The following is a 14,271-nucleotide window of genomic DNA, read 5'->3' on the forward strand; positions in this document are numbered from 1 at the left end:
GGCCGCCCCACAGGGCGGCCTCTTGCTTACGCACGGAAGTAGCCGATCAGAGCTGCTTGAGCCCGCCGGCCAGGTCGCTGCAGACCTGCTTGGCGTCGCCGAAGATCATGCGGGTGTTGTCGCCAAAGAACAGAGCGTTCTGCACGCCGGAGAAGCCGGTGCCCTTGCCGCGCTTGATCACGTACACCTCGCGGGCCTTGTCCACATCGAGAATCGGCATGCCGTAGATGGGGCTGGATTCGTCGGTGCGGGCGGCCGGGTTGACCACGTCATTGGCGCCGATCACCAGTGCCGCATCAGCGGTCGGGAACTCGGCGTTGATGTCCTCGAGATCGTAGATCATGTCGTAGGGCACGCCGGCCTCGGCCAGCAGTACGTTCATATGACCCGGCATACGGCCGGCAACCGGGTGGATGGCGAACTTCACGTCCACGCCGTGCTCCTTCTGGAGCATCTGCACGAATTCCCACAGCTTGTGCTGGGCCTGGGCCACGGCCAGGCCGTAGCCGGGCACGATGATCAGGGAGTCGGAGTAGGCGAAGCTGGCGGATGCGTCGAACGCTTCCACCGATTTCATCTCGCCCTCGGGACCTTCCGCTTCGGCGCCATCGTCCACGCCGAAACCGGCGAACAGGACGTTGGTGATCGACCGGTTCATGGCATTGGCCATCAGGAAGGTCAGCAGCGTGCCGGCCGAGCCGACCACGGTGCCGGCGATGATCATGGCCGGGTTGGACAGCACGAAGCCCTCGAACGCAACGGCCAGGCCGGTGAGCGCGTTATAGAGCGAAATCACCACCGGCATGTCGGCACCGCCGATCGGGTTGGTGATCACCAGACCGAGCACCAGCGTGGTGATCAGCAGCAGCGTCACCAGCACCGGGGCGCTGGATTCGGCCATCACGATCATCACGCCAAGCACCACGGCCGCCAGGGCCACACCGCCGTTGATCAGGTGCTGTTGCGGCAGGCGGATGGTCTTCTTCTGCACACCTTCCAGCTTGGCCCAGGCCACCAGACTGCCGGAGAAGGACACCGCGCCGATGATGGCGCCGGCCACCGCGAGAATCAGCACCGTGGTGCCGTGCGTCCAGGCCGCGCCGGAATACATTTCTACCAGCGCAATCGCGGCCGCGGCACCGCCGCCCATTCCGTTGTACAGCGCCACCATCTGCGGCATGGCGGTCATCTGCACCCGCTTGCCGGAGATCCAGGCGCCGATGCCACCGATGCCGATGGCCAGCAGGATCAGGAAGTAGCGGCCGACGCCGGCTTCCATCGCCGGATGCCACAGCGTAACCACGGTGGCCAGGACCATACCGGCACCCGCCCAGACAATGCCTCCGCGGGCAGTCTTGGGCGAGCCCATGCGCTTGAGGCCCATGATGAACAGGACGGCGGCAATGAAGTAGCTCGCCTCGACGGTGAATGACCAGAAATCCATAGCGGTTGACCTTTATTCGGAGCTCGGTGGCGCGTGATCGGCGTTGGTCGCCGGCCCTAGTCCTTGGAAGACTTGAACATTTCCAGCATGCGCTCGGTCACGACGTAGCCGCCCACGGCGTTACCCGCCGCCAGCACCACGCCGACAAAGCCGATCAGCGTCTCCCAGAAACCATGGGCGTGGCCCAGCGCCACCATCGCGCCCACCAGCACGATGCCGTGCACGAAGTTGGAGCCCGACATCAGCGGCGTGTGCAGAATCACCGGCACGCGGCCGATGATCTCGTAGCCGGTAAAGGCCGCGAGCATGAAGATGTAGAGGGCAACGAATCCGGTAATCATTGAGCAGTCTCCCTGGACGTGTCGCACGTTGCGGGGCGCCGCCGACGGCCGCGCCCGGCATCGCCGATGCCTATTTCTTGAGCGCTTCCTTGGCAGCCTCGTTCACGATCTCGCCGTCGCGCGTGAGCACGGACTTGGCGAGGACCTCGTCGTCCCAGTTGATCGCCAGCTTGCGCGGCTTGGGGCCCTTGGACTTGTCGTCCTCGCCCTCGTCGTCTTCCTCGACCAGGATCAGGCTGAGGAAGTTGAACAGGTTCTGCGCGTACATCTCGCTGGCGTGTTCGGCCAGCTCGCCGGCCATGTTGGTCGGGCCGAGAATGGTGACCGACCCGTGCTTGACCGTCTCGCCGGGCTTGGTCAGCTCGCAGTTGCCGCCGCCGGCGGCACCCAGATCGACCAGCACCGAGCCGGCCTTCATGCCGTCGACCATCGCCTTGGAGATGATCTTGGGCGCCGGCCGGCCGGGCACGGCGGCGGTGGTGATCACCGCATCCGCCTGGCCCACGTGCTTGGCCAGCATTTCCTGCTGCTTGGCCTTCTCGTCATCGGTCAGTTCGCGGGCGTAACCGCCCTCGGCCTCGGCCTTGACGCCTTCGGCCACCAGGAACTCGGCACCCAGCGACTCGACCTGTTCCTTGGTGTCGGTGCGCACGTCATAGGCCTCGACCTTGGCGCCCAGCCGCTTGGCCGTGGCGATGGCCTGCAGGCCAGCAACGCCGGCGCCGATCACCAGAACCTTGGCCGGGCGGATGGTGCCGGCGGCGGTGGTGAGCATGGGCAGGAAGCGCTCGAGATTGCTCGCCGCCATCAGCGCGGCCTTGTAGCCGGCCGCCGAGGCCTGCGAGGACAGCGCGTCCATGCTCTGGGCGCGAGTGATGCGCGGCACCAGCTCCATCGCGAAGCAGGTCACGCCGGCCTTGCACATGGCTTCCACGGCGTCCGCATTCTGATGGGCCTGGACGAAGCTGAGCAGTATCGAGCCCTTCTTCATCTTGGCCAGATTGGTGGCCGACGGCGCATTCACTGCCAGCACCACGTCGGCGCCGTAGATGTCGGCCGCGCGGCCGGCGATCTTGGTGTCTTCGCCATAGGCATCGTCGGGAATGCGCGAGCCATCGCCGGCGCCTTTCTGAACCCGCAATTCGACGCCCAGCTTGGTCAGCTTGTCCGCCACCTTGGGCACCATCGCGACGCGGGTCTCCCCGCTCGCCGCCTCTTTCGGCACTGCGATTTTTACGCTCATGTTCTGGTTCCAGACCTTGTTCAGTGGTTGTTGCCCGCTCGACTGTCCCATGGTGGAACGGTTTCTCCCCGGCGAGCGCCAGACGGTAGCAGTCTAACCGATACGCGCGGCCGATACGTAATCCTGGCCGCTCACCGGCCGCTTTCCAGCTGCGGCGAGGCCGCCTCGTAATGCGGCGGAATCTCGAACATCAGGCCCGGGATAGTATCGTGCGACACGCGTGACAGCGTGCGCCGCCGGCCTTCGCGCCCGTCCTGATAGCGGATCGGCACACCGTCGAGTTCCAGGTACGGCAACCCGACGTACTCCATGCCGGTGCCGGCCAGCAGCGTCTGCATCAGTTCGAACATCACCGCCACGGTATCGAATTCGTCCGCTGTCATCCCCAGCGCATCGCGGCTGGCCACACAGAGTTGATCCTCGGCCTTGCCGCCGCGGCGGACCTGGAACACGGTACAGGCCCGGCCGGCAATCTCTTCCCGGGTGTCGGTGGCAGTCACGTCGACCTCCGGCGAAGCGCCGAAACCCGGCACCTGATCGGCCAGTGCGGCGCGGGCGATCTCGCGCTCAGCCGCCGGCAGCTCGGCCAGCCTGGTTTCCATGCGCTCCCGCAACGTCCGGATGCGATCGCGGATGCGGGCGGCCGCGTCCTCATCCATGCGGGTGTAGCGATTCCGGTCCGGGTTCACCGAATAGATAGCGTTATCGGCCCGGCGGTAGAGTTGCCAGCTATCGCTGCCATCGTCGATGCGGATCTCGCCGGCGCGCACGCGTAGCTTGAACGGATCGTCGCCCTCGTCGTATACCAGCGTCACGTCGGCCGCGGCCGTGGCCGCGACCAGGGCCAGCACCGCGGTGAGATAGACTTTCGACGCCATGGACATGAGCGCGACCGGGAATTGGTGATGACAAGGCCGGCACTGTAATCCGATGCTCCTGGTCGATGCCAGCGTCTACATCTTTCGCGCCTGGTTTTCCCTGCCGGCCACCATGACCGGCCCGGACGGCGAGCCGGTGAACGCCGCCTACGGCTTCGCCGATTTCCTGGCCGGACTGCTGGGCGAAACGCAGCCTACCCACGCCGCCATTGCATTCGACGAATCGCTGGACAGTTCCTTCCGCAACGAGATCGATCCCGACTACAAGGCCAACCGCGAGCCGGCCCCGCCGTCGCTCAAGGCCCAGATCACCGTCTGCATGGCCCTGTGCCGGGCGCTGGGCCTGGCAACCCTGTCGAGCCCGCGCTATGAGGCGGATGACCTGATCGGCACGCTGGCCGCGCGGGCGCGGCAGCAGGGCCGGGCCGTCACCATCGTGTCCACCGACAAGGACCTGGCCCAGCTTCTGGTCGACGGGGACTGCCTGTACGACTACGCCCGCGGTGCGCGACTGGACCCTGCCGCCATCATCGAGCGCTTCGGCGTGCGCTGCGCGCAGATGCCGGACTACCTGGGCCTGGTAGGCGATGCGGTCGACAACATTCCCGGCGTCGCCGGCATCGGCGCGAAAACCGCCGCCGCCCTGCTGGCCGATGGTCGTGATCTCGATAGCCTGTACGCGAATCTGGACGCTGTCGCCGCCATGCCGATTCGCGGCGCCACAGCGGCCCGGCGCAAGCTCGAGGCCGGGCGCGAAGCCGCGTTCCGATCGCGGGAACTGGCCCGTATCGTCACCGATGTGCCGCTGGACGTCGGCCCCGAAGACATCCGTTGGGAAGGTACCGATACCGCCGCCCTGGTCGAGTGGTGCGATCAACTCGGCCTGGGTTCGCGACTGCGCCAGCGGCTCACCGACCTGTGTGCCCCGCATGAACGATAACGACGACATCTGGCCGGCCATCGAGCAGGCGCTGCGCGCGGCGCTGGGAGAATCCTTCCGCCTGGGCGAGGCGCAGCCGGTCAGCGGCGCCAGCATGGACCGGGCCTACCGCGTCGCCACCACCGACGGAACGCTGTTCCTCAAGATCGGACGCCCCGAACGCGAAGCGGACTTTGTCGCCGAAGCGGCGGGGCTCACGGAACTGGGCCAGGCCCACGGCCTGCGGGTGCCCGGCGTGCTAGCCCGGGGACGGGCCGGGCCGGCGGCATTTCTGGCGATCGAGCATCTGGCCCTGCGACCGCTGGACGCCGAGGCCATGACCGCCCTGGGCGAGGGGCTGGCCGAACTGCACGGCATCGCCGCACCCCGCTTCGGCTGGGACCGGGACAACACCATCGGCACCACCCCGCAGCGCAACGCCCGCACCGGCCAATGGCTGGAGTTCTGGCGGGAGAACCGCCTCGGCTATCAACTGGAACTGGCCGCGGAACGCGGCAACCGCGAGCTGGCCCGCGCCGGCGACCGGCTGCTGGCAACACTGCCCGATCTGCTGGCCGGCCACCGGCCCGAAGCCTCGCTGCTGCACGGGGATCTCTGGGGTGGCAACGCCGCCATGGACGACGCCGGCCGGCCGGTGATCTTCGATCCGGCGGTCTATTACGGTGACCGCGAAACCGACCTGGCCATGACCGAATTGTTCGGCGGCTTCTCGCCGCTGTTCTTCGAGGCCTATCACGGCGCCTGGCCGCTCGAGGCCGGCTATCGGGAAATCCGCCGGGACCTCTACCAGCTCTATCACCTGCTCAATCACGACGCCCTGTTCGGCGGGCATTATGCCGCCGAGTCGCAGCGGGTGATCGAGCGATTGCTGGCGAAGGGTTGAACGGCGGCAATCCCCCACCGAAAAAGGCCGCCCGGGAAGCCCGGGCGGCCACTTAGCCGAACAGGATTGGCAATTACTCTTCCGGCTCCAGGTCAACAATGACAACGCGCGCGCCGGCGTCATCGTTGCCGCGGGTGCCCATGGCAAGGCGAGACCCGTCAGCAGTTGCCTCGACAGTGAAGAACTGCTGCGTGACCGGGCCAGAGGTGTTCTGGATGTCATCATGCGGCAGCAGAATCAGACCGTCGTCATCCACGGTCGTGTCCAGCTGGCCATCGGGCGTCACCACATAGATCGCCGGCACGCCACCGTAGTAGCCCACATGCACCGAGGTGTCGTCGGGCAGCACCACCATGTCACGGCCGCGATCCTCGCCACTGACTTCCTGATCGTCGGTGAAATCGTTGGTGGTTTCGCTCTGGAAGGCCTGGGTGCCGGACGCATTGGGGTTTCCGTATCCCTCGTCAACCATGGTGTCGCCGGCAACGCGGAACGTCACCACGTCCGGCCCGTCCGTGGCCAGATATTCCGACAGCGGGTCGTCGCTGGGCGGCCGCGTCCCGTTATTGGCCGCGCCATAGCCGGTGGTGATGTATTCACCATTGCTCTGGGGCACTGCGCCATAGGCCTCGGCAAAGCCGCCAACATCGCGGAAGGGATTGAACGCGGCAATACCGGGGCCGGAAACACCGGCGATTGAGTCCATCGAAGGATCGATGAAATCACCGAACCCGGGATCCGGCTGGCCGTTCTCCTGCAGCTTGATCAGGATGATGTGGTTGCCGAACCCATCGCCAAGATCGGTATAACCGGCGCTCATGATGCTGCCGTCGGCTTCCACGAAGCCACGACGAACGTTGTCGCCCGAGTTGGGCCCGCGCGGCGTGGTGTATTGATGCGCCGAGCCGCCACGGAAGCTGTTGTCGGCCATGCCGGTGTCCGCCATCAGGCGGGCCACGTACCGGTCCTGGTCAGTAGCGCCGGCCGAAACAGGCGCCGAACCGGCGCCGAGCACTACAAGACGCTCATCGGGCGCCTGGCTCGTATCAAGCAGTAGATCAGAGGCAGCATCCACCGGGAAAACGCCGACGGTCGATTGATAGCTGCTGTTGTCCGTATTGGGCGTGGCAAATACCACTTCCTGGGCACCCTCCAGCAGGCCGTTGGAGCCGCCGTCATCACCGAATTCGGTGTCCACGGCGAAGTCACTGCTCGAATCCAGACGGAACAGGTAGACACTCTGTCCCTCGTCGAGCTCTGCTTCGCCATTGCCGTCGGCGGCATTGACGGCGATCACCAGATCGCCTTCGGCGGTCTGCACGATGCCGAAGCCCTGCTCGTCGCCCGAGGAAACGCTGCCCATGCCCTGGCCAGCGACGCGCACGTTGAGCGACATCACGCCATTGTCACCAAAGGTCTCGTCGACGTCGCCGTCGGCATCGTAGGCGAGGATGACGGTGCGCTGATCCTGCTGATCGCTGAACCCGATGGCGTAGACGCCGCCATTGCTGGCGTGAACGATGCCGTTGATGCCGTTGGCCCGAGTGGTGTCGTTGTCGATGACGGTGAACTGCTCTGGCGGATCCTGCGGCATATCATCGCCGCCGCCATTACCGCCGCCACCGCTGCTGCCGCCGCAGGCGAAAAGGAAAGTGGGCAGGACGATGGCCGCCGCCCCTCGGCCGAGATGTGTCATGTTCATAGTGGATGCGAATGCTTATCAGATGTATGAGCGACTAAGTTGTGACTGATTCGCATTCTCCTGTCAACCTTTCGTCATCCGGCCGGTGACCACCGGTATACCGACGCATACGCATCTATTTGCGTTTGCGATTTGTTATCATTTACATTGCGTTCACTCAGCGGGGTACGCCCGCCGTCCACTTGCCCGGAGACCCGCCATGACGCTGCGCCGCCTTGCGTTCCTGCCCGGCCTGCTGGCCTGCCTCGCGCTGGCCGGCTGCCCGTCCGATGACTTCGAGAATTTCGGTAACAGCGGCGGCAGCGGCGGCGGTGGCAACGGCGGCCTGATCGGTGACGATGCCCGACGCGCCGTTCTGGCCGATATCGGCAGCGACATCATCCTGCCGGCGCTGGAGGACTTCGCGACCAAGGCCGACGCGTTGCAGAGCGCAATGTCGGCCCATGCGGCGGCTCCGAACGACGATCAGGCACTCATGGCGGCCCGCGACGCCTGGCGCGACGCGATGGTCAGCTGGCAGCGCAACGAGGTACTGCAGGTCGGACCGGCAGGCCGCTCGACCGGACTGGACACCACGCCCGGCGGCGCCGATCTGCGCGGTCAGATCTACACCTTCCCGTTCCGCACGCCCTGCCAGATCGATCTGGCCGCGCTGGAGGACCGCGAGGTCAACGCGAACACCGCCATCAACATCAAGGGCCTGGGCGCCATTGAGTACCTGCTGTTCTTCGATGGCGCCAACCCCGATTGTCCGCCGCCATCCAGCGCCGATCTGGTGACCAAGCGCGCCCAGTACGCCAGCCGCCTGGCGGATTTCATTGCCAGCGTGGCCGATGATCTGGTCAACCGCTGGTCACCCTCGGGCGGCAACTTCCTGGCCGAGTGGTCGACCGCCGGCGCCGGCAGCGACGTCTACATGCGCCCGCAGCAGGCACTCGACGCCCTGTCGGTGGCGCTGTTCTACGCCGAAAAGATCACGAAGGACGACAAGATCGCCGACCCCACCGGCATCGGCGCCACCGGGCTCACCCCGTGCCCCACCGCCAGCTGCCCGGAACGGCTGGAGTCGCGGCTGTCGATGAATTCCGGCGCCAACATTCGCGCCAACGTGCAGGCCTTCCGCGACATGTTCACGGGTGTGGACGACGGCATGGGCGTGAACGACCTGCTGCGCGGCATCGGCCGTGACGAGTTGGCCGATGACCTGGTCACCGAACTCGACGCCACCCTCGACCAGCTCGCCGCGCTCGACCCCGATTTCGACACCGCGGTGGCGGCCATTCCGGACGCCACCCAGTGCATGAATGCCAGCGCCAACCGCACCGGGCTGCCGGTGTGCAAGCTGCACGGCGACATCAAGGCGGCGATGGACATCTTCCGCGGCCCGATCGTGTCCGCGCTGTCGCTGGCCACGCCGAACGCCGCGGCCGGCGACAACGACTGAACTCGACCGACGTCACCCGATGACAACGCGGCCCATGAACGCGCTCTACCATCGCCTGAACCAGCCGCTGGACATCGCCGCCCTGGCGGTGTTCCGGATGCTGTTCGGGGCGCTGATGTTCGCGGGCACGCTGCGCTTCATGGCCTGCGGCTGGATCGAGCAGCTGTACGTGGCCCCGGATTTCCACTTCAAGTACTGGGGCTTCGCGTGGGTCCAGGTGCCGGGCGAGGCCGGGCTGTACTTGCTCTACAGCGGCATTGCCGCCACTGCCGCGATGGTGGCACTGGGGGCCTTCTACCGCGTTGCCATCATCGGCTTCTGGTGCCTGTTCACCTACGCGGAACTGATGGATGTCACCTATTACCTGAACCACTACTACTTCGTCAGCCTGCTGGCGCTGATTCTGTGTTTCCTGTCGCCGCACCGGGCCTGGTCGGTGGATGCCTGGCGCCGGCCCGGCCTCGCCCGCGACACGCTGCCGGCCTGGCAGACCTGGTGGCTGCGCTTCCAGGTAGGGCTGCTGTATTTCTACGCCGGGCTGGCCAAGGCCGAACCGGACTGGCTGCTGCACGCCCAGCCGCTCAACATCTGGCTGCCGCCGCTGTCGGGCATGCCACTGCTGGGGCCGTTGCTGGCCGAACCCTGGGTGCATTACGCGTTTTCGTGGTTCGCGTTCGCTTTCGACACCACCATCATTGCGTTCCTGCTGTGGCGGGTGACCCGACCCTACGCGTTCGCAGTGGTACTGGTGTTCCACCTGTTCACGCACCTGTTTTTCCAGATCGGGCTGTTCCCGTTCATCATGGTCTTCGCGGTGCTGGTGTTCTTCGAGCCGGACTGGCCGCGGCGGTGGATGGCGTTTTTCCGGCGCCTGTTGCCGGCATCCATCACGAGGCTGGTCAGCGGCCCCTCTCCCGCGAGCGGGAGAGGGGGGCAACGCGGTGGCTGGCGGCCGGCGAGCGCGGCGTTCGCCCTGGCGGTGGCCGGCTTCTGCCTGGTGCAGTTCCTGCTGCCGCTGCGGCACTGGGCGTATCCGGGCACGGTGCTCTGGCACGAGCAGGGCATGCGCTTTTCCTGGCGGGTGATGCTGCGGGAGAAATCCGGTTCGCTGAATTATCGTGTCGTGACCGACGCTGGCCGGACCGTGCTGGTGCCGCCCCACGAGTACCTCACCGAACTGCAGTATCGCGAGATGGCGGGACAGCCGGATCTGGTGCTGCAACTGGCGCACCACATCCGGAACGATTTCAACCGGCGCGGGCACGGCCCGGTCGAAGTGTATGCCGATTCGCTGGTGTCGCTTAACGGCCGGCCCTTGAAGCCGATGATCGACCCACAGGCCAACCTGGCCGCGGTCGAACCGGGCCTCGCCGACGCCGGATGGATTACCGACGCCCCATCGGGGCCACCCACGCTCCATCGTCGCCTGCAACTCACCGCGGCGCGATGACGATTGCCACAGGACGCACCATGCCCATGACCCGACGCCACTGGATATTCGCGCTGTGCCTGGCGGTTGCCGGACCGGCTGCCTGGGCCCAGGACAACGAGGACGACGCCGCCTCGCTGGAGTCCATCAGCATCTTCGGTTCCGAGGAGGAACTGGGGCGGGTTTCCGGCTCGGCCCACAAGGTGGACGAGGAAACGCTGAAGGAATACCAGTACGACGACATCAACCGCGTGCTCAACCAGGTGCCCGGCGTGTACGTGCGCGAAGAGGACGGCTACGGCCTGCGGCCCAACATCGGCCTGCGCGGCGGCAGCTCCGACCGCAGCCAGAAGATCACCCTGATGGAGGACGGCGTGCTGATCGCCCCGGCGCCGTATTCCGCCCCGGCGGCCTACTACTTCCCGCTGACCACCCGCATGAGCGGCGTGGAGGTGTTCAAGGGCCCGTCGGCCATCCAGTACGGCCCGCAGACCATCGGCGGGGCGATCAATCTGGTCTCCCAGCCGATTCCTGAAGACCCGTCCGCCATGCTGGAAGTGGCCGGCGGCAGCGATGCCTATCGCCGCGTGCATGCCCGCGGCGGCACCAGTAGCGGGCCGCTCGGGGTGTCTGCCGAATTCGTGCATCTGGCCAGCGACGGCTTCAAGGAGCTGGACGGCGGCGGCGACACCGGCTTCGACAAGAACGAGGCCCTGATCAAGGGCCGCTACGAGATCGGCCCCGGCACCCTGCGGATGCGGGTGGGCTACGCCGACGAAGTGTCCGACGAAACCTATCTCGGCCTGACCAACGAGGATTTCGAGGAAACCCCCAACCGCCGCTATGCCGGCAGCGCCGAGGGCCGGTTCGACTGGGACTGGCAGGGTGCGCGCATCGGCTGGGCCCAGCCGCTGTTCGGGGGCGACCTCGACGTGGTGGGCTACTGGCAGCAGTTCGACCGCGCCTGGCGCAAGTTCAACAACTTCCGCAGCGCCGACGTGCGCAATGTGCTGGCCAACCCGGACGACCCCAACAACCGCCTGCTGTACGAAACCCTCACCGGCCAGCGTGACAGCGATCCCAACGTCGACGCCGACGACCTGCTGATCGGCACCAACGCCCGGGAGTTCGTGTCCACCGGCGTGCAGGGCAACCTGAACTGGGAGTTCTTCACGGGCGGGGACGACGCCCTGCTGCACCTGCTGGAAGTGGGCATGCGAGTGCACTCCGACCGTATTCGGCGGGACCACGACGAGTTCGCCTACGAAATGGTCGGCGGCCGCCCGCAGCGCAAGGACAGCACCCGCGCCATCACCGCCAACAACACGGGCTACGCCGACGCCGTGGCCTTCTGGGTACGCGACGAGATTCTGATCGGCAACTGGACGCTGGTGCCCGGCGTGCGCGTGGAAACCATCTCGGTGAAGTTCACCGACCGCCTTAATCAGGTATCCAGCGAGGACGACTACACCGAGGTCCTGCCCGGCCTGGGCGTGAGCTACGCCTGGAACGACTCGCTGACTCTGCTGGGCGGGGTGCACAAGGGCTTCTCGCCGGCCACCCCCGGCCCGCAGGACAACGTGGAACCGGAAGAGGCGATCAACTACGAGGCCGGCGCCCGCTGGAACAGCGCACGCGTGGGCCGGCTGGAGGCGGTGGCCTTCTACAGCGACTACAGCAACCTCACCGCGGTGTGCACCTTCTCGGCCGGCTGCGGCGCGGCCAACCTGGACCAGCAGATCAACGCCGGCAGCGTCGACATCCAGGGCATCGAGACCGGCTGGAATCGCAGCGTCGGTCTGGGCAACGGCTGGCGGCTGCCACTGGGCCTGACCTACACCTATACCGACACCGAGTTCCAGACCAGCTTTACCTCGCCCAATCCGCAGTTCGGCAACGTCCAGCCCGGGGATGAACTGCCCTATATCCCGGAACACCGGGCCAACGCCCGCATCGGGCTGGCCGGCAGCAACTGGGACGTCAACCTGTCCGCCACCTATCAGTCGGCCATGCGCGACGTGGCCGGCAGCGGCTCGATCCCCGACGACACCGGCACCGACGAGTTCACCGTGGTGAACCTGGCCGCCGGCTGGCAGGCTACGCCGGCCCTGCGCATAATCGGTCGCATCGATAACATGTTCGACAGCGATTACATCGTGGCCCGCCGCCCGTTCGGAGCCCGACCGGGGCTGCCGCAGGTATTCCAGGTGGGCTTCAACTACAACCTTTCACCCTGATCCCGCATGTCCACTGACACACCCCGGGGTCGGCAAGCCGGCCCCTGCCTGCGACCGCCCGACCCCCAGACCGCCAAGAGCGACCGCGCCATCCGCGGCGGTCTGTGGTTCTCGCTGCACCGCTGGGCGTCGCTGCCGCTGTGGATCCTGCTGTTCTTCGTCTGCGTGACCGGCACGCTGGCCACCGTGAGCCACGAGATCACCTGGCTGATCAATCCCGACGTGCGCGCCAGCCAGGGAGAAACCGCGGCCCATGTCGGGTATGACCGTATTGCCGGCGCGGTCACCGACCGCTGGCCGCAGGCCGCGATCCACTTCATACAGGAAAGCGAACCGTATCTGGCCACGCGGGTGTCGGTGTCGCTGCCCGAAGGCGGCCACGCCACCGTCTATGTCAATCCGTATTCGGGCGAAATCCAGGGCCTGAGCCGGGGCGTGACCTTCCCCGATTTCATGCGGGCGCTGCACGGCTGGCTGCTGGTGCCCTGGCACAACGGCCGCAGTTGGGGCTATTACCTGGTCGGGCTGCTGGCTCTGCCACTGCTGTTCTCACTGGTTACCGCCCTGGTCGTGGACAAGCGCTTCTGGCGGTCCTTCTACCGGCCCTACATCCGCACGCGGCTGACCCGGCGCATCTTCTGGAGTGACCTGCACCGGGTGATCGGCACCTGGTCGATCTGGTTCGTGGCGGTGATCGGCCTGACCGGCGGGTTCTATTTCGTGCAGGGCGTGCTGTGGGACAACAACATAGCCGTCCTGCCGCCGGCCCCGATGATCGAGCGCGAGGCGCTGCCGGTGGTGGAGGGCGGCGCACCCGAGCAGGTTGGGATCGATACCGCCGTGGCCCGGGCACGCGACGCCATACCGGGCCTGGACCTGCGCTGGATCAGCCTGCCGGAAAGCGGCTATCACCATACCGAGGTCTACGGGCAGGCCGGTTTCCCGCTGCAGAGTGACTTCAGCGTGGCCGCGTTCATCAACCCGTATACGGGGGAACTCGGCGGCAGCCGTGACGTGGGCGACATGACCGCCCTGATGTGGCTGGAAGGGCTGACCGACCCGCTGCACTTCGGCGATTTCGCCGGGCTGATCTCGAAGCTCATCTGGTTCATCTTCGGCGCTGTGCTCAGCCTGATGATCTTCAGCGGCATGCTGGTCTGGCACAAGCGCACCGCACCGGTGAAGGCCCGCGCCCCGCGCCGTGCCGCCGACGCCGGTCTGGCCGCGGGGACGGAATGACCATGCGCTGGGCCCGCTTCAAGTACCACGTCAACGCCGCGCTACTGCTTCTGCCGCTGTATTTCCTGGTCACGACACTGATGGGAACCGAGGCCGAAGGCAGCGCCACCTCACTGGCGCCGAAATCCGTCGGTCCCTGGCAGGTGGCGCCGAAGGCCGCCGGTCACTGGCCACCACGCCCCGGTCAGGAACTGGACATGACCGTGCGTTTCGACGGTGGGCCGGTGGCGCAGATTCGCACCGCCGTGCTCACCATCGGCGATCAGGCACCGGCAGCGACCGATCTGCTGTCCCCGACCGCGGGCCTGCTCCACGGCGGCGAAGTCCTGCGCGAGGCCCATGTGCCGGTGCCGGCAGCCATGCCAACGAACGCCGAACTGTGGCTCACCGTGGAACGCTGGGACGGCAGTCTGCATCACGTGTCCTGGGGGCTCGACACCCCCTGACGGCGGTCGCGTCCGCAATGCGGGAACCCGTCATGCGGTGACGCG

General features: G+C 66.6%; 12 protein-coding genes. 7 read left to right on the forward strand and 5 right to left on the reverse strand.

Annotated elements, in window-relative coordinates; translation table 11 throughout:
* Positions 1-46: 46 nt before the first annotated feature.
* The 4 genes from RM531_RS09855 to RM531_RS09870 all read right to left on the reverse strand — a co-directional run bounded on the left by RM531_RS09855 (position 47) and on the right by RM531_RS09870 (position 3,906).
* Positions 47-1,444, reverse strand: coding sequence for an NAD(P)(+) transhydrogenase (Re/Si-specific) subunit beta (locus tag RM531_RS09855; RefSeq protein WP_311658980.1), 1,398 nt, complete (start codon positions 1,442-1,444; stop codon positions 47-49).
* A gap of 56 nt (positions 1,445-1,500) precedes the next feature.
* A complete protein-coding gene (locus tag RM531_RS09860) occupies positions 1,501-1,785 on the reverse strand; it encodes an NAD(P) transhydrogenase subunit alpha part 2 (protein ID WP_311651191.1) in 285 nt (94 codons plus the stop codon).
* A gap of 70 nt (positions 1,786-1,855) precedes the next feature.
* Complete coding sequence (locus RM531_RS09865; protein ID WP_311658982.1) at positions 1,856-3,028, reverse strand: Re/Si-specific NAD(P)(+) transhydrogenase subunit alpha; 1,173 nt, start codon at positions 3,026-3,028, stop codon at positions 1,856-1,858.
* 131 nt (positions 3,029-3,159) lie between these two features.
* On the reverse strand, positions 3,160-3,906 hold the full coding sequence (locus RM531_RS09870) for a hypothetical protein (RefSeq protein ID WP_311658984.1): 747 nt from the start codon (positions 3,904-3,906) through the stop codon (positions 3,160-3,162).
* Positions 3,907-3,958: 52 nt separating this feature from the next.
* Between RM531_RS09870 and RM531_RS09875 the strand changes: the two genes are divergently transcribed.
* Together RM531_RS09875 and RM531_RS09880 are read left to right on the forward strand one after the other, a co-directional pair.
* Positions 3,959-4,846 carry a 5'-3' exonuclease gene (locus tag RM531_RS09875; RefSeq protein WP_311658985.1) on the forward strand — a complete coding sequence of 296 codons (888 nt, stop codon included), beginning with the start codon at positions 3,959-3,961 and terminating at the stop codon, positions 4,844-4,846.
* Entirely contained in the window at positions 4,836-5,729 is an 894-nt protein-coding gene (locus RM531_RS09880) for a fructosamine kinase family protein (protein ID WP_311658987.1), read from the forward strand. Before RM531_RS09875 ends, RM531_RS09880 begins: the two co-directional genes overlap by 11 nt.
* A gap of 73 nt (positions 5,730-5,802) precedes the next feature.
* On the opposite strand, the gene RM531_RS09885 is transcribed toward RM531_RS09880, so the two are convergent.
* Positions 5,803-7,431: a hypothetical protein gene (locus RM531_RS09885; RefSeq protein ID WP_311658988.1), complete on the reverse strand. Its 1,629-nt coding sequence runs from the start codon at positions 7,429-7,431 to the stop codon at positions 5,803-5,805.
* A gap of 199 nt (positions 7,432-7,630) precedes the next feature.
* Between RM531_RS09885 and RM531_RS09890 the strand changes: the two genes are divergently transcribed.
* The 5 genes from RM531_RS09890 to RM531_RS09910 are packed head-to-tail and all read left to right on the forward strand — an operon-like array spanning position 7,631 to position 14,226.
* The gene (locus tag RM531_RS09890; protein WP_311658989.1) at positions 7,631-8,875 is read left to right on the forward strand and encodes an imelysin family protein; all 1,245 of its coding nucleotides are present in this window, start codon (positions 7,631-7,633) and stop codon (positions 8,873-8,875) included.
* Between the two features lie 34 nt (positions 8,876-8,909).
* On the forward strand, positions 8,910-10,325 hold the full coding sequence (locus RM531_RS09895) for an HTTM domain-containing protein (RefSeq protein WP_311658990.1): 1,416 nt from the start codon (positions 8,910-8,912) through the stop codon (positions 10,323-10,325).
* 20 nt (positions 10,326-10,345) lie between these two features.
* The gene (locus tag RM531_RS09900; RefSeq protein ID WP_311658991.1) at positions 10,346-12,541 is read left to right on the forward strand and encodes a TonB-dependent receptor family protein; all 2,196 of its coding nucleotides are present in this window, start codon (positions 10,346-10,348) and stop codon (positions 12,539-12,541) included.
* Between the two features lie 6 nt (positions 12,542-12,547).
* Positions 12,548-13,780 (forward strand): PepSY-associated TM helix domain-containing protein, encoded by a 1,233-nt coding sequence (locus RM531_RS09905; protein WP_311658992.1) that lies wholly within the window; start codon positions 12,548-12,550, stop codon positions 13,778-13,780.
* The gene (locus RM531_RS09910) at positions 13,777-14,226 is read left to right on the forward strand and encodes a hypothetical protein (RefSeq protein ID WP_311658993.1); all 450 of its coding nucleotides are present in this window, start codon (positions 13,777-13,779) and stop codon (positions 14,224-14,226) included. The genes RM531_RS09905 and RM531_RS09910 overlap by 4 nt, the downstream gene beginning before the upstream one ends.
* The last annotated feature ends 45 nt before the right edge of the window (positions 14,227-14,271 follow it).

Source organism: Spectribacter acetivorans (assembly GCF_031846305.1).
GTDB lineage: Bacteria > Pseudomonadota > Gammaproteobacteria > Nevskiales > Salinisphaeraceae > Spectribacter > Spectribacter acetivorans.